Source organism: Wolbachia endosymbiont (group B) of Horisme vitalbata (assembly GCF_964028625.1).
Taxonomy (GTDB): domain Bacteria; phylum Pseudomonadota; class Alphaproteobacteria; order Rickettsiales; family Anaplasmataceae; genus Wolbachia.
On sequence record NZ_OZ034797.1, the window covers coordinates 56,344 to 82,108 of the forward strand.

Sequence of the window (25,765 nt, forward strand, 5' to 3'; positions counted from 1 at the left end):
AAATTCAATCACAGTTTATATGTACTAAAGGATCGACTGCTTGACCATTATGTCTTATTGTGAAACACATCTGCGGATCTTTATCTTGTGTGCTTGATTTACCTGCAGATCCAATTACTTGACCTTGTTTTACTTTATCACCAATTTCAACTTGTATGTTTTTTAAATAGGAGTACATAGTCATGTAATTATCTTTATGTTCCACTATAATTAAATTTCCGTACCACCTCAGGCCTTTGCCTACGTATATTACTTTGCCAGGTGCAGAAGCAATAACCTTTGTTCCACTTTGAGCAGTAATTTTTATGCCATCTTGACATATTTTATCAGAAGAGGTAACTGCACCTTTAACCGGTATTACAAATTTACACATGCTTTGTGCATTATTGTTATATACCTTATCTACAAAGGCTTTTCTACTTTCTTTTCGCAGCGAAGAATCAACATTTTCTTTAATCAAATGATACTCCCTTGTGTACTCTAGGTCTCTTTTCCCATAAAATTCTTCGCCTTTAAGTAGTACAGGTGCAGGTTTTTGCAGGCCACAGCTTGTCAGTATTGCTGATAATATAAAGAACAAGGCTATACGACACATACACTTATCTCTAGATATATCAACTTTCACAAAACTTTATAGTGTTTTTCGTCTATTTATTACTTTCTTCATTTATTTTATCAGTCAAATAGTCTCTTAAATCGGTAAGTTCTTTCAACAAATTTCTTGAATAATGATCAATTCTTACATCGTTACCAAATTCCTTTTGTACTCCTTTTATTGTATATCCTTTGTCATATAGCATATATTTTATTTTCTTTATTGCCTCTATACACTTATGATCATATAGTCTTCTTCCCTTCCGTTTTATGGGTTTAATTTGATGGAATTGACTTTCCCAGAATCTTAAAACATGCTGCTCCAAATGTAGTTCTTCAGCTACTTCTCCAATTGTGTAAAATAATTTTTCCTTATTCATCGGTTGTTTATTAATTTCTTCATCATTTTTGAAGGTCTAAAAGAAATTGATTTTCTCGCTTTAATTACTACCCTTTCCGATGTCTTTGGTATATTTCCTGGTCTTTCTTTCTTGTTTTTAACCAAAAATGTTCCAAATGAAGATATTTTTACTATTCCATCCTTTGCTAAGCTCGTTTTTATCTCATTCAATATGTCATCTATTATTGCAATAGAGTCTTCTTTCGATAATCCAATTTCCTGGTTTATACATTCAGCTATTGTTGCCTTAGTTACTGTTGTGTCTTTTGTTGTCATAATTTATTACAGTATGTTAATATAATATAACAATCGACTCAAGATTCAGCTACTTTATTTTTATAGTATGTTTCTTTTGTAGCGTAATTAAAAATACTAGCAAATGTTAACATTGCAAATATTGTGAAAAGCGCCATTTGATGATCTGAAAAAAGTGCTAAAATTGACACTAAAATTCCACTCATAACAAACATAAATCCATTGATAATGGATGATGATGTGCTAATATACTTCTGCTCAACAATCTCACTACCAACAGTAAAATTAAGCATATGTCCTCCTGCAAAAAAACCAAACATTAACATACAAAAGTATATAATATGAACTGTTAAATTACCGCATAGTAAAATAATAGCTGAAATACTTTGCAATGTGGCAAAAGCAGAGATTACGTGCCTTCTATTTTTAAATAGATTTGAGATTAGATCTGCAATTGGAGCACCAACTGCAAGACCAAGCCACAATATTGCAGTTGCCACACCTAACTCCATTGTATTGAGTTCTAAGTTGCTTAGTAACCTTGGTGCCCACAGCATATTAAGCGCTAAAAATGTTCCAAAAGTAATAGCACCCACTATTGAGGTTATCCAGATATCTCTTAATTTTAGCACTGTTAGTACAGAACATATTACTGTTTTTATAGAGCTCTTTATTGTGTATTCCCCCAAATTTTTTTTTGAAAGTCCTTTCGGATAAAAAAACATAAGTACAAATATCGATACGCCAAATAATATTACGCATACAATAAGATTTTTCCAATCTGCACCTTCGGCAAGCAAGCTAGAGAAGCACATTTGAATCATCAAAGCAGAAAGACTTGAAATTGTCTGCACTAGTGAGAACATCAGTCCAAATTGAGTAAGGGGAAAATATGTGCTACTTACATGAGCAGCGCCAATAAAACCAAACGATGCTCCAATTGCGATCAAAAATTGAGATAAAATTAAATGGGCAAAATTGTCACTCTTGATAAGGACAAAAAAACCAAAGAGCATGATTGACAATGAGAAAAAATAAATTTTTTTGCTGGAAAAAACATTAAACATTGCCCCACTAAAAAATTGTGAGATAGCAAAAGTCCAAGTATATGCTGAATTAGCTAGTGCAACTTGCGCGATTGTGAGCCCAAGTTCTTTTTCAAGATTCACGCTTATAAAGGTGTAGATTATCTGCATATTGCTGAATACAACAATCAAGTTACTGATTAGCCAAATGAACCAAGCTTTATTTTCCATAAGATTTTTTATAAATAGTCCATTGATAATAAACCTCTTTTAGGCTCTGATTATTGTTAAAACAGTTGCAATTATAGTATGATATAAAAGCTATGAAACAACAAATTTGTTGTGAGATTTAATTTGTTAGAGTCTGTACATAATCTCAAGAAAGAAATAAGTTCAACAATCATTACCTATAAGATAAAAGGTGAAAATTTGAAATTATCATGAACTGGCTCATTTTTCTGCCACTTAGATGATGTTTTTTCAAATCCTTGGTAAATCAAAGTCAGCTTAACTATTAATTATTTATCTTTTTTTCTAGTTATGTAACGGGTCTGTTATTAAATTTTTCAATAATACCTTTTATTTTCGCCGCCTCTTCAAACTCTAAATTTTCAGCATGCTTCAACATTTGCTTTTTCAAACTATTTAGATCATCCTTGCTAAAATTCTCAACTACCACTTTTTCCTGTAAAGTATTTGATATAGGCTTTATTATAGTTTTTGGTACAATATTATGCAGTGTATTATGCTCTGTCTGTTTCTTTCTTCTCCTTTCAGTTTCTTTCAGTGCACGATCCATAGAATTAGTAATTTTGTCTGCATATAAAATTACTCTGCCTTCAACATTTCGTGCAGCACGACCTATCGTTTGAATGAGCGAAGTCTCTGATCGTAAAAACCCTTCTTTGTCAGCATCTAAAATTGCAACCAATCCACACTCGGGAATATCAAGACCTTCCCGCAACAAGTTAACGCCAACAAGAACATCTATTTCTTTAGATCTTAATTTGCATATAATTTCAATTCTTTCCAGTGCACCAATATCTGAATGTAGGTAAGTTACTTTCATACTGAGCTCACTCATATGCTCAGCTAGCTTTTCAGCCATTTTTTTTGTCAATGTGGTAATTAGAATACAAAATCCTTTCTTTATTGTTACTTGCGCCTCGTGAATCACATCATCAACCTGACTCTCTGTTGGTTTTATGGTGCAGATGGGATCTGTCAGTCCTGTTGGGCGGATAACTTGCTCTATAAATGCGTGATTAGTCTTTTCTAATTCATATTTTCCTGGAGTAGCCGAAACGTAAATAGTCTGTGGCCGTATTGCCTCCCACTCTTCCAATTTTAATGGACGGTTATCAAAAGCAGAAGGTAGCCTAAAACCATAATCTATCAATTTCTTTTTACGTGCTTCATTACCGCTATACATTGCACCTATCTGGGGAACGGTTACATGGCTTTCATCAACAAATAAAATTACATCTTTAGGTAAATACTCAAACAATGTAGGCGGTGGATCTCCGGCTTTCATTCCGTAAAGATAACGCGAATAATTTTCAATACCTTTACACACTCCCGTTGCCATCATCATTTCAATATCAAAATTAGTACGCTGCTCAAGGCGTTTTGCTTCAACAATTTTGTTCTGTGAATAGTAATAATCCAGGCGTTCATGTAGTTCTTTTTTAATCAATTGAACTGCTTGCAAAAGAGTCTCACGTGATGTAGTGTAATAGCTATTTGGAAAAATGGTGACTGTATCTATGCGTCTGATAATATTGCTGTTCATGGCATCAATCTCAGAAATTTCCTCTATTTCATCACCAAACAATGATAAACGCCAAGCTTTATTTTCATAATAGGCAGGAAATATATCAATAATATCGCCGCGCACTCTGAAATATCCTCGCTCAAATCTGACATCAGAACGTTTATATTGGAGATTAACTAAATTATTCAGAAAGTCATTAACATGAATCTTATCTCCAGCACTTAAAGTCAAGGTCATGCTGAGATAGCTCTCAGGCGAACCAAGACCATATATACAAGAAACACTCGCAACTACAATCGTGTCCCTACGCTCCAAAAGAGAGCATATAGCAGAATAGCGTAGCATATCAATTCTTTCATTTATTAAAGAGTCTTTTTCAATATAAGTGTCTGTTTGTGGCGAATAAGCCTCAGGCTGATAATAATCATAATAAGAAATGAAGTATCCAACAGCATTGTGAGGGAAAAATCCTCTCATCTCCTCGTAAAGCTGCGCCGCTAAAGTTTTATTATGTGCCATAATTAATGCAGGCCTGTTTGTTCTTGCAATAACATTTGCCATAGTGAAGGTTTTTCCAGAACCAGTAACTCCAAGCAAAACCTGATCTCTTTTATTACTATTTAACCCTGCAACTAAGTTGTCTATTGCCTGTGGTTGATCTCCAGCTGGCTGAAAATGTGTAACTATTTGAAATTCCATACCTTTATATTTTCATAATGTATTTATTACTATACAATACATTTGCTAGTGTAAATAAGGTATGAAAGAATGAACATAAAAAACTCTATTTTTTCTTTTTATAGAGCCTGCTCCAAATCCTGTTGTTGGTTAATACAAAAAACACCGTCAAAATTATAAAATATGTCACTATTTTTAGCCCAAGTTTATGTCGGCGCTCCAGTTCTGGCTCTGCTGCCCATTGTAAGAAATTTACCACATCATATGCCATATTTTCAACTGTGGCTTGCCTTGTACCATCATATTCTACCATTCCTTCAGAGAGTGGTGGTGCCATAGCTAACCTGCCTGTTGAAAAATATGGATTAAAATATAAACCGTTCTCATCATGTTCACCGTTTTGATAACCAATTAGTAGTGAATAGACATAATTTGCACCATCGTGCCTTGCTTTAACAATGAGTGATAAGTCCGGTGGAATTGCTCCATTGTTGCTTGCTGCAGCTGCTTCTTTTGTATCAAAAGGTGCAATAAAATAATCCGAAGACACTCCCGGCCTATCAAACATTTCACCCAAATCATTCGGACCATCTTTAACTTGGTAAGAGGCTGCAATTTGTTTTACATCCTCTTCAGAAAAACCAACATCTTGCAAATTACGAAACGCTATTCTATTCATTGAATGGCAAGCAGCACAGACTTCCTTGTATACTTTATAGCCACGCTGAATTGACTCTCTATCGAAAGATCCAGTAATTCCATCAAAACTCCAGTCGATTTTCTTATTTGGTAAAGGTTTAAACTCCTCTGCAGACAAAGAATTAGTGAGAAGTAATATACAAAATACAGCAACTTTAACCAACAGCATCACTTCATCTCCGGAACGGAATCGCTTATTGTTTTTGGTAATTTTTTTGGTTTCTCATACTTACTAAGTAAAGGTAAAACTATCACAAAATATGAAAAATAATAAAGAGTTGAGAGCCTACTTAAAGTAATGTAAGGCTCCTTAACTTCTTGTCCCCCAAGCCAGGCAAGAAATGCAAAATTTATTGCAAAAACCCAAAAAAATTTCTTAAATAATGGGCGATAAGCACCACTTTTAACCTTTGATTTATCAAGCCAAGGCAAAAGAAACCACACTAAAATAGATCCAAACATGGTAAGTACACCAATAAGTTTATTTGGAATTGAACGCAGCATCGCATAAAAAGGTAAGAAATACCACTCTGGCACTATATGTACTGGAGTTACCATAGGATCAGCCTCTATATAATTATCAGGATGCCCAAGATAATTAGGGGCATAAAAAACAAATGCAAATAAAATTATAAAAAATAAACCAAAAGTTATGCAGTCCTTTGCTATATAGTAAGGATAAAAAGGAATGGTATCCTTATCTGACCTGACTTCTATTCCACTTGGATTATTAGAGCCAAACCTATGCAGAGCAACAACATGCAACATAGCTAAAGCGATAATAATGAAAGGCATAAGATAATGCAGCGCAAAAAAACGATTGAGCGTTGGATTATCAACAGAGAAACTTCCCCATAGCCATATAACTATTTTATCACCAATTAAAGGTATAGCCGAGAATAAATTAGTTATAACTGTTGCACCCCAAAAACTCATTTGTCCCCATGGAAGAACATATCCCATAAAGGCAGTTGCCATCATTGCAAAAAATATAAATATGCCAATAAACCATACCATTTCTCGCGGTCTCTTATAAGATCCGTAATATAATCCACGCATGATATGAACATAGACCACCATAAAGAAGAGCGACGCCCCAACAGCATGAGTATAACGTATCAGCCATCCATAACTTACGTCACGCATTATACGCTCCACACTATTAAATGCATGATCAACATGCGGAGTGTAGTGCATGGCAAGAAATATACCTGTTATTATTTGTAAAATCAGCGCTATACCAGCTAAAGAACCAAAATTCCAAGCATAATTTAAATTTTTTGGTACTTGATAAGAAGCAGTATGTTTTAGAAAAGAAAATATAGGCAGTCTATACTCTATCCAACCTAATATACCTTTTTCTTCTATTATTTCTTTTTTGCTATCATCTTCCATAACTTAAAGCTTTGTCATCTTAACTCATTGTATTGTAACAATTTAACGCTAATAAACAATAAAAAGTTTAAGTTTAAAGAGTAGATTTCACAAAAACAAGCACTCAAATTTGAGTGCTTGTTTTAAAGGGATTTTTGATGACATACACCTTTAGATATTGTTGAATTGCTTAATAAACTTCGAGGACATTGATCAAGTTTTTCAAACTCACTAATTACCATCTTGATATCCCTTTCTATAGCACTAACCTTTCTTTCTCTAATTTGCTCCAATGTCAAAAGTGAATCATCCAATGGTCTTGAATATTTCCTCCCGATAAACTTTCTGATTACCACGTCAGCTAGCAGAGCTGTTCCATTAAAATCAACTTGCGAAAAATCAATTGGGCTTCCAGTCAAATGTGCAACAGATTGCTGTGCGGGAGGTAAAGCAGGGGCACTCTGAAATAAGCTACTGAGTGCAGCAGTTGTTGAAGTTCCCATCCAACTAAATACACTATTAATAAAAGAAGAAGGCCTTACTGCACTGCTTGGTGCAGGATCTGGATTTACATTGATACTCTCTGCCTCTGCAGCAATTTCTTTTATCGTTTTACCTGGATAAAATAACTTAACATAATCTGATGGTGTCTCGTTCTTTATATCTTTAACATTATCAATATCAGCACCATTACCGTATAACAATTTTATCATTTCAGGGCGTTTTGATCTAATAGCTAAATATATAGGTGTTTGCCCCTGTTCGTTTTTAACATTGACATCAGCACGATATTCAATAAGAAGCTCAACTATTCTTGAGTAGTTTTTTTCAATAGCAGCATGTAGGCATGAATTTTGTGAATAAGCAAGAAGATCAAATTTGCCATTTGGGCTAGCACCATGTTTAAGTAAGACCTCCACTTTTTCCGGACTATTCTTGTCTATAGCCCAACCTACAAGAGTGCGTTTTTCACCAGCATATGAAAAATAGCCACTAATGCTTGCCTTTTTATTGATTAAAAGCTCTATCATTTCTGTAGTGCCCTTTGTAACAGCATAGTATATAGGTGGCATACGAAAATAATCCTCAATATTAACATCTGCACCATTCTCAATTAAAAAATTCATCATTTCTAAATCTCGGTTACTAACAGCAATCGATAAAGGTGAGTTACCATTTCTATCTTTAGAGTTAATAACATTAGTAGTATGTGTCTTTCCTTCTCTAATATACTCCTCAGCTTTTTGAAAATCACGTTCCTTTACTGCAGAACGTAGCCCATCTCTCCATTTTTCAACTTTTGTTTGTGTAACCATAACCCCTCCTAAAGGATAAAACTTTTGCCTTTATACCACATAATTTGGGCATATGCTAGTGAATTTTATATGTAAAATTAAAAAAAAATTTTACAACGTAAGAGATTGTTATTTCATTACGTGCTACATTTAGTTTTTGTACAAAACACCATAAGCCTCCTTAATTTACTTAAATTTCGTAGCAGCTTATTCCCAACATATAAGAGCTTAAACTTAAAGAGGAGTATACGAAAATAAGCACTCAAGCTTGAGTGCTTATTTTAACTGATTTAAAGGGACTTTTGATGCATACCTTTAGATATCGTTAAATTGCTTAATGAACTTTCAGGACATTGATAAAGTTTTTTAAACTTACTAAGTGCTGTCTCGAAGTTTTTTTCTATAGTGTTAAGCTTTCTTTCTCTAATTTCTTCTATTGTGAGAAGTGAATTGTCCAGTGTCCTTGAATATTTTTTTCCTGTGAACTTACTCATTGCTGCAGCAGTTAGTAGAATTATTCCATTACAATCAACTTGTGAAGAACTAATTGGGCTACGATCTAAGTGGTCAACAGATTGCTGTGCAGGAAGTAAAGTAGGAGCACTGCTGAATAAGCCATTGAGTGTGGCAGTGGTTACCCAACTAAATATACTATTAATAAAAGAAAAAGGTTTTACTGCACTGCTTGGTGCAGGATCTGGAGTATCACCAGCTTCCAATCCTATCTTAGTATTTGCCCTGGTGGAGGCTGAGAAAGGGTTCGCTGTACTACTTGCTGCATCTGGAGTATCACCAGCTTCTAATTCTAACTTAGTATTTATTCTAGCAGAAAGTAATAGTTCTGTACAATTATTTTTATGAAATCTTAACACAGCTAAGAATATTTTTTTTATGTCACAGCCATCACTGCAAAGACTTTCATAACCTGGAATAACCTCAAATGCTATTTTGCCATTTGTACTTCTAATGTTAACATCAATATTATGATCAAGCAGAACTTTTGCTATATCTAATCGACACTGATAAAGTGCTAAGTGTAAAGCTGTAAAATTTTGCATTCCTTGAAAGCTAGTGTTGCCGTGAATACAATCAAATACAACTTTCTCCATATCATATGTTACAACAATGGATACGGAAGGAACAATGCACGCATCACTCACAGCATTAACACGAGCACCATTGTTAATCAAAAACTGCAATATCTTTGAGTTAGCTCTGTAAGTAGCAAAATGTATAGGTGCCATGCCATATTGCTTACCATTAATAATATCGTTTTGTACACCTTTAATCTTTGCCTTTCTAACACATCTTTTAACTTTCTCAAAATCAAGTTTGTTTATAGCAATAAACAATTTATTCCTTAACTCTTCTATTCTGTATTTTCGCATCAAATACCTCCTATAAGACAACGCCCTTGGCTTTGTATCACATGATTTAGTATTTACAAGTAAAATTTACAGAGAAAACAATAGTTAAAAATTAGGTCTTTAGCAATCTATCACGTGCTGCGTTTAACTTTTGTGCAAAATATTCCGAGCCTCCCTTGTCTGGATGGACCAGTTTCATTAAATTTTGGTATGCCTTATTGATTTCATTTTGGCTTGCCTCGGAATTCAGCCCCAGTATTTTTAATGCTTCATCTTTGGACATATTATCACCAGTGTAATTTTTGGTGTAACTTTTACTGCTGTTAAATTCGTTCAAAAACTTACTTAATATAGAGTTCATCATAAAACTTATGTTATTTCTCTTTGCCAAAAAGAGAAAAAATACAACAACGCTAGGTAAAACAAACGTGATTATTGTGAATATCAAAAAAAGGAAGAAGATGAATGACATGTATATTTTTTTATCATTTTATGATTAAATAGTAACAATTATAATTGTCATGGTAAATAACATGTTTATCCAGATTGAAGAAACACCAAACCCAAACACGCTGAAATTTCTTCCTGGTTTTGAAATTCTGAGCGAAGGAGAAACAGCTGATTTTTCAAATGCAGATGAAATAAAGAACTCCAAACTAGCAGTAAATCTTTTTCAAATAGAACATGTTGTAAGAGTATTTTTTGGGCATGATTTTATTTCGGTAACAAAATCAGATAGAATGAATTGGGATATAGTAAAGGTGGAAATTTTAACTACAATTATGGATCACTTTACTTCTGGTGGAAAAGCATTTGATAAAGAAGGAGTAAGTGATAATAAAATGCTAGAGGAAGAATTCTTTAATGAAAATGATATAGAAATTGTAAATAGAATAAAAGAATTGATGGAAAGTTATATTAAACCTGCAGTTGCTCAAGATGGTGGTGATATCAAGTTCCGTGGCTATAAAGAAGGAATAGTTTACGTTGAACTGCAAGGAGCTTGCTCTGGGTGCCCAAGTGCTGCAATTACCTTAAAACAAGGAGTGCAGAATATGCTAAGCTATCACATACCAGAAGTTTCAGGTATAGAGACTATGCTATGACTAATCAAACAGTTAGAGGAACAAAAGATCTCCTGTTTGATGAATGGTACAAGTTTAAACACATAGAGCAAACAGCAAGCAGAATCTCAAGTTTATACGGCTTTTTACCTGTTCAAACTCCGATATTTGAATACACAGAAGTCTTTACAAAGACTTTAGGTGATAGCTCAGATATTATCACTAAAGAGATGTATACTTTTATTGATAAAGGGGGAAAGAGCATAACTCTGCGTCCTGAGTTCACTGCAGCTATTGTTAGGTTACTCATTGAAAAAAAACTGCAAACGCCGATAAAATTATTTTCAATAGGGCCTGCATTTCGCTATGAAAGACCGCAAAAGGGAAGACAAAGGCAATTTCATCAGATAAATTTTGAGGTTTTTGGCATAGAAGATCCAAAAGCTGATATTGAATTGATATCACTCGCTCAGCACTTACTAACTGAATTTGGCATCAATAAAAATGTAAAGCTGGAAATCAACTCTCTGGGTGATAGTGAAACAATAACTCAGTATAGAGAAGCTTTGATATCGTATTTAAAAAAGTTTCAAAATGACCTATCAGAAGATAGTCAAAATAGATTGATTAAAAACCCACTCAGAATATTAGACTCTAAGGATAAGACAGATAAAGAAATAATCTCTGACGCACCAAAAATCAGTGATTATTATACAAAAGAATCTTCATATTTCTTTGACCAGGTGTTAAATGGACTGCAAGCTCTTGGCATACCTTACACTGTAAATAGCAAATTAGTTCGAGGTCTAGACTATTATTGTCACACAGTATTTGAATTTGTCACAGAAGATTTAGGTGCACAAGGAGCAGTTTTTGCCGGTGGAAGATACGATAATCTAGTATCTTCAGTAGGTGGAAAACACACTCCAGCAATAGGATTTGCAGGGGGGATTGAGCGTATAATGGAATTAATCAACTATGCTGAAAAAAAAGAGAGGCCTATTTATATAATTCCAATCGGTGGAGAAGCTGAAGAACATGCTCTAACACTTGCAAGTGAATTACGCAGAAATGGTTTATATGTGATTTACGAATATAGTGGAACTCTAAAAACCCGAATGAAAAAAGCAAATCAAGCAAATGCAAAAGTTGTATTAATCTTTGGTGATGAAGAGCTAAGCAGTAAAACTTTAAAAATTAAAAATATGGACACGGGTGAAGAAAAAATGATTGCTCGCGATAAAACCGTAGAAAATATCTAATCAGAAGCAATAGGAGTGTTAGCTATAGAAGAAAATTCCTCTGCACAAGAATTTTTCATAGCATTTAATATATCATAATCTGTAAAATCTAATTTTATCGGTGTAATAGTAATAAAACCTCCTTTTATTTTATCTACACTACCACTGCCTGAGTGTTCCCGAGACCAATTTAAGCTCAAAGAACCATTTAAGTTTTCAGTAAAAGTTAAATCACCATCAATGTTATATTCACCTTGTTCAGCAAATTCGACCCCTTTCACTTTTTCTGTAGCAGGAAAATTTATACTCATCACTATATCTTTAGGCCAACCAACTTTCATTAGCTTGCTGATAACCTTTGGTGCAAAAACTTTTGTATTGTTCCAGTCTATTTTATCATGATAAACTTGGCTCAGCGCAATAGAAGGTATAGATCTTGCAGCACCTTCCATTGCAGCACCGATTGTGCCTGAATAACAAATATCATCTCCGACATTTGATCCAATATTTACTCCAGATAATATTAAGTCTGGTTTCTTATTCATAATTTTATTTAACGCGATAATAACACAATCTGCGGGAGTACCAGACACACTAAACTCCCTTTCACTATGTTGGTTTATTCTAATAGATTGTTTCACTGGGTAATCAAGAGATCTTGCAGATCCACTCCTGTCAGTATCTGGTGCCACTATCCATACTTCCGATGCAAAATTGTGTGCAATTTCTTTAAGTAGTCTTATTCCTTCACTTTCAAAACCATCATCATTTGTTATCAATATTATCATATGCAGCACTCGACTATCAAAGTATACTAATGAGGTTTGAAGTTTCTTTTCATAACCATAACAAAGAATCTGCTACAAATCAATAAGGAAAAATTAGAAGACGGCCAGATTGCCATCGTTTAGTTTGCTGTGAGTTAACTGTAAATACCAATTTTAGCTTCACGCCTAACTCACAATCAAAGCTTAGGCAAGTCTCAGAGCTCTAAGCAGCAGAGAATCTTGTATGCCCTGCAAAAAATGCTTTCATCTTTTCAAGATAAGTAGATGGTTCTGCAGGAACTTCTATCTCATTTATCTGATAAGATATTGCTGCATCTATGACTTCATCTGTTATTAATTCTCTCAGCCTTTGTTTTATTTGCCCTCTTTGAATATGTTCTCCATAGTCATTATAAAACTTCACATATAATTCTTTAAACACAAATTCTTTTATAGCATCTCTCATATGAGAAATTCCTTCCTTTACTTCATCATTTGCATTGCTCAAATCCACTCCAGAACCTAGCGAATATAAGTCGTCAAACTTTTCTTTTAAAATCTTTATTTTAAAGTAGTGCTTATCTACAGATTGCTCAAGAAATTTTTTAGTAGCATTACCTGCCAACTCTCCTATTATCTGAGGTTCTAGTTGAGCTGCAAAATTATTTTCTGCTTCAAGGCCACTTAATGCATAAATGATACGATTAAGCATTCCAGGACCACATTGGCGATTACTTTCCTCAAAACGAACCAGCAATATGGATTTCAACAGCTCTACATCTGCATTTTGCTTTGTTGCTGCAATTAAAACTAAATTTATGGCCTGTGTTAATGTCAGTCCGGTTTTAGAATCTACCCATCTTACCCATTCTCCTTCTCTATAATTATCTACCTTCAAATAAGGCGCTATCAGTTCTTTCTGCTGATTTGTCAAACCGCCTATATAGTTTTTAAACTCTTTATTCAGCTCATTTGACGGAGTCCCATATTTTTCCTTTAATTTTTTGGCACACTCAATAACACTTTGCTCAAAACTTCTAGTATGAACATTCTGATTACCAGTACCTACATCACTTACATTAAACAAAAAGCTCATTTGCTTTACACTTAAACCCAGAGGCGAGAAGAGCTTTATTAATGGATACTTTATTAACTCAAGAAGTGCTACTGGGATCAATAATATAGTATTAATAAGCACTAAACATATTCTAAGACCCAACGCTCTACTATTTGATAATGTTCTGCTAAGCTCTGATATCTTCGATGAACAATACAAAAATGGTAATTGGATACAATATATTGAGTATATAGAAAAAAATAAAATCTTATCTTTCAACCCTATTGTCGGGTCATTATATACTTCAGAAAAAATGTTATCATCACTATTTTCATTTTTGAAAGATTGATAGCTACTTGTAATCTTTTCTGTAAAAATAGAACAGAGCTTATGCAGTCCGTAGCACAAAACACAAGTGGCAAGTAAAACTGCAAGTGTTCCAAAAACAGCTAACACCTCACTTGAAGTTTTTGCAAGAAGGAATGCATAAAGCGCATCAATAAAGATCTCAAGTAAGTAGTCAAATAAAAAAATTGCTCCAATAGCAGCACCAACTAATAGAACATACCCACAAACAACCAAAAATGTTTTTAACCTCGGATTCATAAACCACTTCTTAGTAACCTATTAATATACTTCTCATTATATGCTTAAATTAAAAAAATGCAAATTTTTATACAAAAAAGATCAATTGAAATTTTCGAGCTTCAGCTATATTGTTAATATATTCAGATAAAAATTAAACATTGTCGTGTCAAATAAAATAGGCTTTTTGGCTGTTTTTGCCTTGGTGATTAGTAGCCAAATCGGCTCTGGAATTTTCATGCTCCCAATTAGCCTCGCTTCGTATGGCGCTTATAGCCTTATAAGCTGGGTAATCTCAGGATTTGGTGCTATATCTCTAGCTTTGGTTTTTGCTTCACTCTGCGCAAAATTTCCAGAAACGGGCGGTCCTCATATTTATGTGAAACATGCTTTTGGTTCTACAGCAGCTTTTTTTGTTGGTTGGACATATTGGGTAAGTTCGTGGGTTAGCTCAACTGCTGTAACGATTGCAAGTATCGGTTATTTAGCTCCACTTTTTCATAATGATATACAAGATATACGTTTGCTTTTAGAAATAATATTAATTTTAGCTATTATGCTAATAAACTTAAGAGGAGTAACTACTGCTGGCCGTGTTGAGCTTCTGCTAACCATTGTTAAAATTATCACACTTCTTGCAATACCTATCGCAGGGTTGTTTTTCTTTGATAAAAATAATTTTATTGTAAGCGAGGAAGTATCAAACTTTACAATATCGCAAACTCTTGCTCGTTCTACACTCCTTACTCTATGGTGTTTTATTGGACTTGAATCAGCAACAGCACCTGCAGGATCCGTCAATAATCCAGCTAAGACAATACCAAGAGCTATAGTGCTTGGAACAGTCTGTGTTGCTGTGATATATTTCATCAATAGTCTTTCAATTATGGGATTGATAAGTGGTAATGAACTAGCTAGTTCAAAAGCACCATATGTTGATGCGATAAAAATTATGTTTCCAGGTAATTGGCATTTAATTATTTCTGTTGTTGCCTTTATCGTTTCTGTAAGTAATTTAAATGCTTGGTTTTTAGCTGATGGACAAGTCACCTTAGGCCTTGCAGAAGATAAGTTAATGCCGCAATTTTTTGCCAAAAAAAATAAGCACGATGCTCCTTTTTGGGGAATAATACTCAGTACTTTGGGGGTGCTAGTTTTACTTATTCTAACATCAAACAAAAGTTTTGCTGAGCAAGTGACTTCAATAATTGATATCTCTGTAGTGTCATTTTTATTTATCTACTTAGCATGTAGTCTTGCTTTTCTCAAAGTTAATATAGAAGAGAAAAGCTACTGCAAATTTTTAATTGGAGGTGTGGCTGTATCTTTTTGCTGTTGGATAATATACGAGACTTCTATAAAAACATTGTTAATATCAAGTCTATTCCCTTTAAGCGGAACACTTATTTATCTACTTTGGTATCATAAACTAAAAACTTAACTTAAATTTTTTATTTGCTAAAATTCTTAAGCTATACTACTGGCTTACATTAATAGAATTAAGAGGTATTGTGTCAAATAAAATAGGTTTTTGGGCTGTTTTTGCTTTAGTCATTAGTAGTCAGATCGGCTCTGGGGTTTTTATGCTTCCAATTAGCCTTGCTCCATATGGCGCTTATAGCCTTATAAGCTGGATGATATCAGGAGCTGGTGCTGTGTCTCTTGCGCTAGTTTTTGCTACGCTATGTGCAAAGTTTCCAGAAACAGGAGGTCCTCACGTTTATGTGAAACATACTTTTGGTCCTGCTGCAGCGTTCTTTGTTGGTTGGACATATTGGGTAATCTCATGGGTTAGTACAACAGCTTTAATAGTTGTGGGTGTTGGCTATCTTACACCATTTTTCCATGAAGATATCAAAAGTATGCGTTTATTTTTAGAGCTGTTGTTATTTACAATCATTACATTAATAAATTTAAGGGGAATAGCTACTGCAGGGCACGTTGAGTTTCTGCTCACGGTTGTGAAGGTTGCTGTATTGCTTGCAATACCTGTAGCAGCGTTGTTTTTTTTCGATAGAAATAATTTTATCATAAGTGAAGAAATATTAAGTCTTACAACATCGCAAATTCTTGCCCGCTCTACACTCCTTACTTTATGGTGTTTTATTGGACTTGAATTGGCAACAGCACCTGCAGGGTCAGTTGATAATCCAGCTAAAACTATACCAAAAGCTGTGGTGCTTGGCACAGTTTGTGTTGCTGTTATATATTTTATCAACAATTTTGCAATTATGGGATTGATCAATGGCAACAATTTAGCAAGTTCAAGAGCACCATATGTTGATGCGATAAAAATTATGTTTTCTGGTAATTGGCATTTAATTGTTTCTATAGTTGCATTCATTTTTTGTGTTGGCAGTCTAAACGCTTGGGTTTTATCTAGTGGACAAGTTGCTTTTGGTCTTGCAGAAGATAGACTAATGCCAAAATTCTTTGCTAAAAGGAACAAGCATGGCTCTCCTTTTTGGGGAATAACAGTTAGTTCAATTGGAACTGCAATTTTACTAATTCTCACTTCAAACAACAATTTTGCCCAGCAGATTACGTCGATTATTGACTTTTCTGTAATTTCATTTTTGTTCGTTTATCTTGCGTGCTGTTTTGCCTTTCTAAAGGTTATTATACAGGAGAGGAGTTGTTATAAGCTTTTAATTGGTAGCATAGCAACAACCTTTTGTTGTTGGGTGATATTAGAAACCCCTGTAGGTACTCTGCTGACTTCGAGCCTGTTCACTGCAAGTGGCATACCCATTTATTTATTTTGGTACTGCAAAACTTCTGTGCAACAAATTCAGTAGTGAGAGATACACTTTAAATGGTTAATATTTATGGGCCAAGATTTTTTTTCTCTTTATCTACTTGTTCAATATTACCATTCTCAAGTTTGCTACCTACTTCTTCTGTGCGTTTATTATCTATGTAGATCTCATTTTTTGCTTTATTAGAAAGACCTATTTGCGATTGCAGTTTTTTATACTCTTCTTTTTCAGGCGTGAAAATTTTCACTAAAGATCTTCCTATTATTGGTATTGAACTTAAAAAATCTCTTAATCCAAAAGATTCTTGCTTCTTGTTTGAAAGATGCTGGTCTATCTTAGAAATTTTCACACCATACTTTTTATCATCAAAATTTATCGCTGGCTTGCTTTTTTTCGAAAGAACATTTTGAATCTCTAATCTATTGATTTTTTCAGGCTTTTGAAATGCAGATTTGACCTTAGTGTCATCATGTTTTTTACTCATTTCATTCTACCATGCAATATTACTAGTGTCTTATAATTATAACTAAATTATGGTTAATTGCAAGGTAAAAATATTAAAGTAATTGTAAATTTTATCAGTAAAAATATAATATAGTTTTAAAATCAGAGGTTTATTTATATGGGATGTAAGATTGCAGTTATTGGAGCAACAGGAAGAGTAGGATATGAGGTATTGACCATGCTTGCTGAGTTTCAAAAAGAGGGAAAATTTTCGATAGATTCTGTTGTTGCTTTTGCATCGAAAAAATCAAAGGGAAAAAAGGTGAGTTTTGGTGACAAAGAGTTAACAGTTTTATGCCTTGAGGATTATGACTTCGTTGGAACTAATATAGCCATTTTCTGTGCAGAATCTCATGTTTCTGAGAGATACGTACCAATTGCAACTGAGGCTGGGTGCGTTGTGATAGATAACACTTCCTACTTTAGGATGAAAGAAGGCGTGCCACTAGTTATTCCAGAGATCAACAAAGATAAAATTACGGAATATAAAAACCATAACATAATATCTAATCCAAACTGTACTACAATACAAATGTTGCTGGCATTACATTTATTACACAAAAAAGCAAAAATAAAGAGAATCGTTGCTTCAACTTATCAATCAACTTCTGGTGTAGGTAAAGCAGCAATGGATGAGCTTTACAATCAGACAAAAAAAATCTTTATGAATGAAGCTAAAAAACCTGAAATATTTCCTAAGCAAATAGCATTTAATTGCATTCCTCATATAGGAGAGTTCATGGAAGATGGTTCTACAAAAGAGGAGTGGAAAATGCAAGAGGAGACAAAAAAAATTTTAGAAGAGGATATAAAAGTAACTGCAACTTGTGTACGAGTACCTGTTCTTGTTGGTCATGCTATAGCAGTAAATGTAGAATTTGATCAGCATATAACTGAAGAAGAAGCTCGTGAAATGCTCAGTGAAGACGATGGAGTTTTAGTACAAGATAAGCGCGAAGATGGTGGATATATGACTCAGATTGATGTTGTGCAAGAGGATGCCGTATACATATCGCGTATTAGAAAAGACGATACTGTTAAACACGGATTAAATATGTGGATAGTAGCTGATAATCTACGCAAAGGTGCAGCACTAAATATAGTGCAGATCTTGGAGATCTTGATCAAAGAGCATTTATAGCTCAATAACTTAAATCTATATTGACATGTCCCATTTTACGCTTGTCCCTAACCTCTTTTTTCCCATATATGGTTAAACTAGCTTTTTCGTTGCTCAAATATTTGTGAGAATTATATATATCATTACCTATTATATTTTTTGTCATGCAAGGAAAGCGTAATACTACTTCCTGCATAGGTAATCCGCATATTACCCTCACCAGCTGCTCGAATTGACTAACGTTGCATGCATCCAAGCTCCAGTGGCAAGAATTGTGGGGTCTTGGGGCCAGTTCATTAACTAGTAATTCATGATTTTGAGTGATGAAAAATTCAATAGCTAGAATTCCTACTACATCAAGCGCAGTTGCTATTTTCTTTGCAGTTTTTTGTACCTCTTGGGCTAATTTATTATCTATTTTAGCTGGTGCTATTGAAGTATTAAGTATTCCGTCAACGTGGTGATTCTCTGCTATAGGAAAAAAAGCTACTTTACCGTTTTTATTTCTTGCAACGACTATTGAAACCTCTTTCAGTAAATCAACACTTGCTTCAAGAATGTACTCTTTATTCCAATCGAAGGAAGCAAATTGCTTCAGTTCAGAATCATTTTCAATCACATATTGTCCTTTTCCATCATAACCCATTTCTGTTGTTTTTAGCCTCACTGGATAGCTAAAAGTTTCACTACTTTCTAGTAGCTGATTATAATTTTGTATACTTTTGTAATCAGCAGTTTTTATGCTTAAATCTCTAATAAAATCTTTCTCTCTCAGCCTATTTTGCGAAATGTGTAACGCCTTTTTGCCTGGATAAAAATCTGCGTGCAGCGACACAATATCAATTGCACTACATGGAATATTTTCAGACTCAATAGTGACTAAATCCACACTCTGTGCAAAAGATTCAAGTGCCCTCTTATCACAGAAGTCTGCTATTGTTAAATCATCAGCAACAGAACAAGCTGGATCGTTTTTAGCACTGGCAAAAATATGCGTTTTGTGCCCAAGTTTTATTGCAGCGATAGCAGTCATTTTACCTAATTGCCCACTTCCTATTATTCCTATCACTTTTTTATCCAGTGGATCTGTTTTGTTCATCATGTAGATTAATATTTCCTAGTTAGAGTACGATAATATGCTTGGAAAATCTATGAAAAAAGTGTATAATTGAAGTGTGTTAAATTTTTATCATGAACACTTTACGATGACCATGAAATACACACTTATTACTAATTCTGTTGAAGTTACAGTTTTGCCAATTTACATTGAAGAGCAATCCATTCCTTATGAAAATTGTTACGTATGGATGTATAATGTTAAGATAAAAAATAAAAGCTCATCAACCATTCAATTATTAAGTCGCTATTGGCGAATAATAGATCATAAGGGCAAAATAAATGAAATTGCCGGAGTTGGTGTTATTGGAGAACAACCTGTAATAAAATCTGGAGAGGTATTCAAATATACAAGTGGAACATACTTAAATACACCATCAGGAATAATGCAGGGTAAATATGAATTTCTGAACGAAGAGAGCATAAAAACCTTTGATGTTATGGTACCACCCTTTTCCTTAGATAGTCCATACGTTAACACTAGACCTCATTGATCATCAAGATAGTGTATTTGTTTAAGTGCATCTGAAACCAGTGCTTCTTGTTTTGTCATTTGAGCTTCCATAATGTCATCCGAGTAGCTGATACTGAGATTCAACTAAGTTGATAAACACGAAAGCACTGACCATTTGCTTCTATAGTTGTCTTTTTTCGTCTATCTTATTTTGTTACTCTGCTGAACAGATGCAAAATAGTTTATTTTTGATTCTTATCATCAAGTGTGAATAAGATTATTGTAGAGGTTAAACCTATAATAACTATCATTAACGAAAATGGGGCAGCTTCTCTGTAACGCTCATCGCTGACAAGTTCATATACTCTAGTTGATATAGTTTCAAAATTAAATGGTCTGATAATTAGTGTTGCCGTGAGTTCTTTTACCGTATCCATAAACACGAGCAGAAATCCCGATAGTATGCTTTTCTTGATAAGGGGAATATGAATATTCAGGCACGTGGAAATAGGCCCATGACCCATAGTATATGCAGTCCATTCAATTTCATTTGGTGTTTTTTTGAGTCCCGACTCTATCGCCTTGAAAGATATAGCAAAAAAACGAAATAAATATGAGTAAACTAATGCGCCAATAGTTCCTACCAAGCTAATTTCTACAATATATTGAGTAATTAAAGAAGATATTCTGCTTAAAAACATTATTATGCTAATTGCAATAATTGCATTTGGAATTGCATATCCAAGAGAAATTAGACGTGCTACGTTGCTTATTACCTTGTTTCTACGCGCTGTATATCCAATAATTATCGCAATGCTAATTGAGATTAATGCGGTAATAAATGATAAACCAACACTATTTGCTATTATATTGTAAAATCTTGCTTCGTATATGAAAAAGCCTTTCTCTATGCTCCAATATATAAGTGGAATCATTGGTAAAATAAAGCCTATTAATATCGGCAATAAACACATAAGATAAGAAAAGATCAACGATATAGAACCGTTTATAATACGTTTATTGTGATAATCTGCATTAGTATTGATTGAAGAGTAAGATATTTCTCTTTTTTGTAGTTTTTTCTCGATAACTATTAGTGTTGCAACGAAAATCAGTTCTGCAACTGCCAAAACAGTAGTTGAATATTTGTCATGAAGTAAAAACCAAGTACGGTATATTCCTGTCGTGAAAGTATCGATAGCAAGAAACTGTGGTGTGCCGAAATCTGTAATTACTTCCATTAGTACCAAGGATAACCCAGCTATAATTGATGGACGTATGGAGGGTATGATGACAGAAAACAGACTCTGTAATGAGGAGAACCCAAGTGTTGATGCAATAGTGACTGAGTTACTAACGCTCTTTAGACTTGAGCGGACCAACATATAAACGTATGGATATAGACTAAATCCCATTACTAATATTCCACCACCTAGGGATTTGATCTCGGGAAACCAATAGTCACCTTTGCCCAATTGAAAAGTATCTCTTAACAAGCTCTGAATCGGACCTGAAAACTCTAGCGTATTTACATAAACAAACGATACTATATATCCAGGAATTGATATCGGAAAGAATAAGGCAATCTCAAAAATTCTACTTCCGGGAAACGAAAAAAATGTAGTAAGCCAAGCTGGAATTACTCCAAATATAAAGGATATTAACCCTACTCCTACCATCAAAATTAACGTATTGAGTATATATTCAGGAAAAAGTCTACTAATTACCCATCCAGAGTTTGCTGATTCTGTAAATAGAATCGATATTAACGATAGTATAGGGCAGACAAATAATACACTTACTAAAAACAAGAATATATTTTTAAATACTCTCAGAAACATTAACTTGAATCTATATTTGATATTAAAATGTTATATGCAAAAACTAAAGATATCCAGTAATTAACAGCCGTCCTATTGAATATCTTCATAATTTTATATATTATGTTTTAAATCGATAAACTAATTAATTATGAGTTTTGTCATTGCAACTTTCTATCATTTTGTAAAACTCTCTAATTATTATGACATGAAAGATGAAATAAAAGTTGCATGCGATAATGTCGAATTAAAGGGTACTATACTCCTTGCAGAAGAGGGTATTAATGCAACCGTATCTGGTGAAAGAAACGCGATTGATAAAATATTCGATTTTCTACGTTCTGATTATAGACTAAGGGACCTTACATGGAAAGAGAGTGCAGCAGAATATCAACCATTTAGTAAGATGAAAGTGAGATTAAAAAGAGAAATTGTGAATCTTGGTGTAAGTAATCTCGATACTTCCGTTAGAGGTCAGTACATTGATCCAGATTATTGGGATGATTTTATCTCTCAACCTGATGTTTTAGTGATAGACACACGAAATGATTACGAAGTAAAACTAGGCAAGTTTAAAAATGCAATCAATCCACATACTCAGCGTTTTCGAGATTTTCCTCAGTGGGCAGAGTCTTTCTCTGAGAGTAAAGATCTGAAAGTGGCTATGTACTGCACTGGTGGAATCAGATGTGAGAAATCTACAGCATATATGAAAAGCCTTGGATTTAACGATGTTTATCACCTTAAAGGCGGTATTCTTTCCTACCTTGAAAAAACTCACAATAAAAGTGGTAATTGGGAAGGCGAGTGTTTTGTTTTTGATGATAGAATTGCTGTTGATCACTCACTCGCCCCAAGTGATAAAATAAAATGCATATTCTGCTCAAGTAAAGTTTCAACTGATGAGCTGAAATCAGTTTCACGTGGCCAGGTAGTTTGCTCTGATTGTAAATCTTTAAGTATTGAAAGAAAGCTAGAATTCAATACGAACCTCTAAGAAAATCTGCTTATTGCACACTTACTAACCTCAATTTTATCAAGGCATTTACCTACAACATAGCCCGCTCCAGCTCCAAGTAACGCACCAACTATAGCAAATGCAATCAACACTACACCAGAACCGCCAATAAGAGCTAAAGTTTCTTGCCATAAACAACATGCTGCAACTAGACCAGCAACTAAACCAATTCCTGCACCTCTGCACCTAAGTTTCATATTATTACTAATATTTCTACCTTTCCTATATTGTATACTATGATCAGTATCATCATCTTGAAAAGCAAATTCTTTGATATCGTCTCTTGTTTTTAAACAATCGATAAGCTCACCTATTGTTTTGCTACGCAAATTATGTAAATTTATAACGCCATTTTTTATAGATTGTTCAAATGTCATTTTATTTTTCCATACTATTAGAATATGTTCTTATTACACTGAGCATCTTAACAATTGGTAAATTCCCATACAAGAATAAGTAGATAATCTTACCACTATAGGTGGGACTAAAGCGCTGTAAGATTAAATTCCTGAAAAATGTTAGTAAGAAGAGCTTTTCCAAAAAGAATAAAGTTAAGAGTTGAAGAGATAGTAAAAGAGCGACTTACAGTTAATCCAATTGATTTTGGTGAATCGTTTTGTTACAAACTCAAAGGATACAGAAGACTGAGAACTGGCGATTATCGTATCATATAAATGCTGCAAAGTATGAAGTGTTTCAATAAAACACAGAAAAGACATTTATGAATCCTAGATTAATATCCTTCCAGTATTAACTTACTGTAACCTTTCCGGTTGAGCCACTGCGATTCTTTGCAACGTTTATCTCTAATCCGTTATTAGCATCGATTTTATAGTCTGTAGAATAGTAAAATTATAGGGGTATAGTCAAAAAATGAGTTATTTTTGAGCTGAGCAAAGCCACCTAAGGTGAAGAGGAAGGAGAGGTGTATAATATAATATTTATAATTTACTTACGTAACTTAACGATTATTGAAAAACATAGTTCTTAAGTACCTTCAAAGCTTTCTCGTAAATGGTATCCCTATGTCCTATTGTAATAATAGTTACTTCATGTTTTTTGGTGTCTGCACAATACATAATACGGTAATCGCTGACTCTTAGTCTTCTAAACCCTTTAAAGCTATGGTATAAAGGCTCACCAATGGATCAACTGTAAGGCGTTCCTTTATTGCTTTATTTACTCTTGATTCTATTTTTATTGGTAAAGCTGGAAGATCTTTTTCAGTGACATTCTTCAAAAATTTAATTTTGTAGTTCACTTGATCTCCACTTTACATCTTTGTAATCGACTGTTTCTGCACCTTCAACATCACGCTCATCAGAAATTTTAGACACTAAAAAGTCTTCAATTTCAAGCTCGATTGCTTCTTTAAGTAGTTTTTCTGCTAATGCTTGAGCAGGTTGCTTAGTAAGTTCAGATAATTCAGCAAGATGCTGTAAAGTTTCTTTACTGAAAGCTAAATTAGCGTTTGCCATAAGTTTTACCAAGTTCTACTACTGTATAATTATACAATATTTTCCTAAAATTTTCAATAAAGAATTATATCGGAAGAATGGATCAGGAAGGAAGGGTGTATATTACTTGTTTTAACTTTCGTGAAAACTGTATTGAGAAATAACCATATCATTATTAATATATTAATATTTATATGTTAAAATTGTATTAATTTTTTAATTAAGGAGAATGTTATGCCATCTAATTTACAGAGAGGTATTGTTGCTGAAAATTCAGTAAGGTTGGGAGATAGTCTATTCAAAGCTTCAGAACAGAAGTTGGATAATCAATCAACACAGTATGGAAAAACACTTGTACACCGAAATGAATCAAATTTGAATGATTTGGATCCGGATATAGTAATACAATATACACTAGATGATTGCTATAAAACGTGTGATGAAAGACACCCAAAAGATAATTGGTGGGATAATTCCTTGAGAAAAACGTGTAAGTTTTTTTGTCGTCAATCTAATGAAAGCTGCATGAGCAAATGTGGTCCTGTCGCTGCTCTTGATGATGAATGCTGGAAAAAATGTAAAAATAACAATATGCAATATTATCCACCTATAATGGACGAAATGGACACTTACGATTTAATGTCTGTTTAACAAAAAAGTGTGAGGCTTCTTTATTTTTTCCTAAAATTTTCAATAAAGAATTATATCGGAAGAATGGATCAGGAAGAAGGGCTGTATAATGTATATTTAATGTTTATATTTATTTTTTATAAATATCACATCTATGTCCTATCTCTGTGATAGTTACTATTTGTTCTAATTGATTTACTCTATAAATTATACGATATTCACCAACTCTTAACCTTCTACGTCCTTTTAAGCTGTGGTGTAATGGTTCACCGAGGTTTATTGGATCAACTGTAAGACGTTCTTTTATAGCCTTTTGGATTCTTAGCCTTATTGTTTTTTGAAGGTTTGGTAAATCTCTCTCAACAACACTTTTGAGAGACTTAACTTTATAATGCTCTAATCCCACTTAATATCTTCAAAATCGACTGTTTCTGCACCTTCAACATCACGCTCATCAGAAAATTTTAGACACTAAAAAGTCTTCAATTTCAAGCTCGATTGCTTCTTTAAGTAGTTTTTTCTGCTAATGCTTGAGCAGGTTGCTTAGTAAGTTCAGATAATTCAGCAAGATGCTGTAAGGTTTTCTTTACTGAAAGCTAAATTAGCGTTTGCCATGAGTTTTACCGAGTTCTACTATTCTATAATTATACAACATTTTCCTGAAATTTTCAATAAAGTAAACGAAGTAATTATGCTAATCTAAATATTGGGA

The 25,765-nt window shown here is 33.8% G+C and carries 29 protein-coding genes; 9 read left to right on the forward strand and 20 right to left on the reverse strand.

Going from position 1 to position 25,765, the window contains the following annotated elements; genetic code table 11:
• Positions 1-4 precede the first annotated feature (4 nt).
• The 10 genes from ABWU56_RS00305 to ABWU56_RS00350 all read right to left on the reverse strand — a co-directional run bounded on the left by ABWU56_RS00305 (position 5) and on the right by ABWU56_RS00350 (position 9,825).
• Positions 5-595 carry a murein hydrolase activator EnvC family protein gene (locus tag ABWU56_RS00305; RefSeq protein ID WP_264682861.1) on the reverse strand — a complete coding sequence of 197 codons (591 nt, stop codon included), beginning with the start codon at positions 593-595 and terminating at the stop codon, positions 5-7.
• Positions 596-647: 52 nt separating this feature from the next.
• Positions 648-974, reverse strand: coding sequence for a MerR family transcriptional regulator (locus ABWU56_RS00310; RefSeq protein ID WP_012481900.1), 327 nt, complete (start codon positions 972-974; stop codon positions 648-650).
• On the reverse strand, positions 971-1,270 hold the full coding sequence (locus tag ABWU56_RS00315; RefSeq protein WP_353281557.1) for an integration host factor subunit alpha: 300 nt from the start codon (positions 1,268-1,270) through the stop codon (positions 971-973). Before ABWU56_RS00315 ends, ABWU56_RS00310 begins: the two co-directional genes overlap by 4 nt.
• A gap of 38 nt (positions 1,271-1,308) precedes the next feature.
• On the reverse strand, positions 1,309-2,505 hold the full coding sequence (locus ABWU56_RS00320; protein ID WP_264376050.1) for an MFS transporter: 1,197 nt from the start codon (positions 2,503-2,505) through the stop codon (positions 1,309-1,311).
• 307 nt (positions 2,506-2,812) lie between these two features.
• Positions 2,813-4,747, reverse strand: a complete 1,935-nt coding sequence (uvrB, locus tag ABWU56_RS00325) for an excinuclease ABC subunit UvrB (protein WP_353281559.1) — start codon at positions 4,745-4,747, stop codon at positions 2,813-2,815.
• An 85-nt stretch (positions 4,748-4,832) separates the two neighbouring features.
• Positions 4,833-5,594 (reverse strand): cytochrome c1, encoded by a 762-nt coding sequence (locus ABWU56_RS00330; protein ID WP_264376048.1) that lies wholly within the window; start codon positions 5,592-5,594, stop codon positions 4,833-4,835.
• On the reverse strand, positions 5,594-6,820 hold the full coding sequence (locus ABWU56_RS00335) for a cytochrome b (RefSeq protein ID WP_264376047.1): 1,227 nt from the start codon (positions 6,818-6,820) through the stop codon (positions 5,594-5,596). Before ABWU56_RS00335 ends, ABWU56_RS00330 begins: the two co-directional genes overlap by 1 nt.
• Before the next feature lie 122 nt (positions 6,821-6,942).
• Positions 6,943-8,115, reverse strand: coding sequence for an ankyrin repeat domain-containing protein (locus tag ABWU56_RS00340; RefSeq protein ID WP_353281560.1), 1,173 nt, complete (start codon positions 8,113-8,115; stop codon positions 6,943-6,945).
• Positions 8,116-8,384: 269 nt separating this feature from the next.
• Positions 8,385-9,482: an ankyrin repeat domain-containing protein gene (locus tag ABWU56_RS00345; protein WP_353281562.1), complete on the reverse strand. Its 1,098-nt coding sequence runs from the start codon at positions 9,480-9,482 to the stop codon at positions 8,385-8,387.
• 91 nt (positions 9,483-9,573) lie between these two features.
• On the reverse strand, positions 9,574-9,825 hold the full coding sequence (locus ABWU56_RS00350) for a DnaJ domain-containing protein (protein ID WP_236607909.1): 252 nt from the start codon (positions 9,823-9,825) through the stop codon (positions 9,574-9,576).
• A 169-nt stretch (positions 9,826-9,994) separates the two neighbouring features.
• Between ABWU56_RS00350 and ABWU56_RS00355 the strand changes: the two genes are divergently transcribed.
• Both ABWU56_RS00355 and hisS read left to right on the forward strand, forming a co-directional pair.
• Positions 9,995-10,567 (forward strand): NifU family protein, encoded by a 573-nt coding sequence (locus ABWU56_RS00355; RefSeq protein WP_353281976.1) that lies wholly within the window; start codon positions 9,995-9,997, stop codon positions 10,565-10,567.
• Positions 10,564-11,787: a histidine--tRNA ligase gene (gene hisS, locus ABWU56_RS00360; protein WP_064085321.1), complete on the forward strand. Its 1,224-nt coding sequence runs from the start codon at positions 10,564-10,566 to the stop codon at positions 11,785-11,787. The genes ABWU56_RS00355 and hisS overlap by 4 nt, the downstream gene beginning before the upstream one ends.
• Here hisS and surE read toward each other — a convergent pair.
• The gene (surE, locus tag ABWU56_RS00365) at positions 11,784-12,554 is read right to left on the reverse strand and encodes a 5'/3'-nucleotidase SurE (protein WP_264376043.1); all 771 of its coding nucleotides are present in this window, start codon (positions 12,552-12,554) and stop codon (positions 11,784-11,786) included. The two genes, hisS and surE, sit on opposite strands and share 4 nt — an antisense overlap.
• 202 nt (positions 12,555-12,756) lie before the next feature.
• Positions 12,757-14,196, reverse strand: coding sequence for a hypothetical protein (locus tag ABWU56_RS00370; RefSeq protein WP_353281565.1), 1,440 nt, complete (start codon positions 14,194-14,196; stop codon positions 12,757-12,759).
• A 145-nt stretch (positions 14,197-14,341) separates the two neighbouring features.
• Between ABWU56_RS00370 and ABWU56_RS00375 the strand changes: the two genes are divergently transcribed.
• Both ABWU56_RS00375 and ABWU56_RS00380 read left to right on the forward strand, forming a co-directional pair.
• The gene (locus tag ABWU56_RS00375) at positions 14,342-15,616 is read left to right on the forward strand and encodes an APC family permease (protein WP_353281567.1); all 1,275 of its coding nucleotides are present in this window, start codon (positions 14,342-14,344) and stop codon (positions 15,614-15,616) included.
• Between the two features lie 70 nt (positions 15,617-15,686).
• Positions 15,687-16,973, forward strand: a complete 1,287-nt coding sequence (locus tag ABWU56_RS00380) for an APC family permease (RefSeq protein WP_264377489.1) — start codon at positions 15,687-15,689, stop codon at positions 16,971-16,973.
• Between the two features lie 28 nt (positions 16,974-17,001).
• Here ABWU56_RS00380 and ABWU56_RS00385 read toward each other — a convergent pair whose 3' ends face one another.
• Entirely contained in the window at positions 17,002-17,418 is a 417-nt protein-coding gene (locus ABWU56_RS00385) for a hypothetical protein (protein ID WP_353281568.1), read from the reverse strand.
• A 138-nt stretch (positions 17,419-17,556) separates the two neighbouring features.
• Between ABWU56_RS00385 and ABWU56_RS00390 the strand changes: the two genes are divergently transcribed.
• On the forward strand, positions 17,557-18,579 hold the full coding sequence (locus ABWU56_RS00390) for an aspartate-semialdehyde dehydrogenase (RefSeq protein ID WP_353281570.1): 1,023 nt from the start codon (positions 17,557-17,559) through the stop codon (positions 18,577-18,579).
• Position 18,580: 1 nt separating this feature from the next.
• Here ABWU56_RS00390 and ABWU56_RS00395 read toward each other — a convergent pair whose 3' ends face one another.
• The gene (locus tag ABWU56_RS00395) at positions 18,581-19,657 is read right to left on the reverse strand and encodes a 5-(carboxyamino)imidazole ribonucleotide synthase (protein ID WP_010402894.1); all 1,077 of its coding nucleotides are present in this window, start codon (positions 19,655-19,657) and stop codon (positions 18,581-18,583) included.
• A gap of 106 nt (positions 19,658-19,763) precedes the next feature.
• On the opposite strand from ABWU56_RS00395, the gene apaG reads away from it, so the two are divergent.
• Positions 19,764-20,168 carry a Co2+/Mg2+ efflux protein ApaG gene (gene apaG, locus ABWU56_RS00400; RefSeq protein WP_010402892.1) on the forward strand — a complete coding sequence of 135 codons (405 nt, stop codon included), beginning with the start codon at positions 19,764-19,766 and terminating at the stop codon, positions 20,166-20,168.
• Positions 20,169-20,370: 202 nt separating this feature from the next.
• On the opposite strand, the gene ABWU56_RS00405 is transcribed toward apaG, so the two are convergent.
• The gene (locus ABWU56_RS00405; RefSeq protein ID WP_254229389.1) at positions 20,371-21,969 is read right to left on the reverse strand and encodes an ABC transporter permease; all 1,599 of its coding nucleotides are present in this window, start codon (positions 21,967-21,969) and stop codon (positions 20,371-20,373) included.
• A 130-nt stretch (positions 21,970-22,099) separates the two neighbouring features.
• Here ABWU56_RS00405 and ABWU56_RS00410 point away from each other — a divergent pair, with 130 nt between their 5' ends.
• Complete coding sequence (locus ABWU56_RS00410) at positions 22,100-22,945, forward strand: rhodanese-related sulfurtransferase (protein WP_353281572.1); 846 nt, start codon at positions 22,100-22,102, stop codon at positions 22,943-22,945.
• Here the strand turns inward: ABWU56_RS00410 and ABWU56_RS00415 are convergent.
• Positions 22,942-23,343 carry a hypothetical protein gene (locus ABWU56_RS00415; RefSeq protein ID WP_353281574.1) on the reverse strand — a complete coding sequence of 134 codons (402 nt, stop codon included), beginning with the start codon at positions 23,341-23,343 and terminating at the stop codon, positions 22,942-22,944. The two genes, ABWU56_RS00410 and ABWU56_RS00415, sit on opposite strands and share 4 nt — an antisense overlap.
• 138 nt (positions 23,344-23,481) lie before the next feature.
• On the opposite strand from ABWU56_RS00415, the gene ABWU56_RS00420 reads away from it, so the two are divergent.
• Complete coding sequence (locus ABWU56_RS00420) at positions 23,482-23,640, forward strand: type II toxin-antitoxin system RelE family toxin (RefSeq protein WP_353281576.1); 159 nt, start codon at positions 23,482-23,484, stop codon at positions 23,638-23,640.
• 294 nt (positions 23,641-23,934) lie between these two features.
• On the opposite strand, the gene ABWU56_RS00425 is transcribed toward ABWU56_RS00420, so the two are convergent.
• Genes ABWU56_RS00425 through ABWU56_RS00435 form a run of 3 tightly spaced genes read right to left on the reverse strand, consistent with a single transcriptional unit; the run spans position 23,935 to position 24,444 of the window.
• A complete protein-coding gene (locus tag ABWU56_RS00425) occupies positions 23,935-24,045 on the reverse strand; it encodes a hypothetical protein (protein WP_264375108.1) in 111 nt (36 codons plus the stop codon).
• Between the two features lie 20 nt (positions 24,046-24,065).
• Positions 24,066-24,227: a hypothetical protein gene (locus tag ABWU56_RS00430; protein ID WP_246038728.1), complete on the reverse strand. Its 162-nt coding sequence runs from the start codon at positions 24,225-24,227 to the stop codon at positions 24,066-24,068.
• A complete protein-coding gene (locus tag ABWU56_RS00435; protein ID WP_353281578.1) occupies positions 24,211-24,444 on the reverse strand; it encodes a hypothetical protein in 234 nt (77 codons plus the stop codon). Before ABWU56_RS00435 ends, ABWU56_RS00430 begins: the two co-directional genes overlap by 17 nt.
• Before the next feature lie 213 nt (positions 24,445-24,657).
• Between ABWU56_RS00435 and ABWU56_RS00440 the strand changes: the two genes are divergently transcribed.
• On the forward strand, positions 24,658-25,074 hold the full coding sequence (locus ABWU56_RS00440; RefSeq protein ID WP_353281579.1) for a hypothetical protein: 417 nt from the start codon (positions 24,658-24,660) through the stop codon (positions 25,072-25,074).
• Between the two features lie 109 nt (positions 25,075-25,183).
• On the opposite strand, the gene ABWU56_RS00445 is transcribed toward ABWU56_RS00440, so the two are convergent.
• The gene (locus ABWU56_RS00445; RefSeq protein ID WP_264682880.1) at positions 25,184-25,459 is read right to left on the reverse strand and encodes a type II toxin-antitoxin system RelE family toxin; all 276 of its coding nucleotides are present in this window, start codon (positions 25,457-25,459) and stop codon (positions 25,184-25,186) included.
• Between the last annotated feature and the right edge of the window lie 306 nt (positions 25,460-25,765).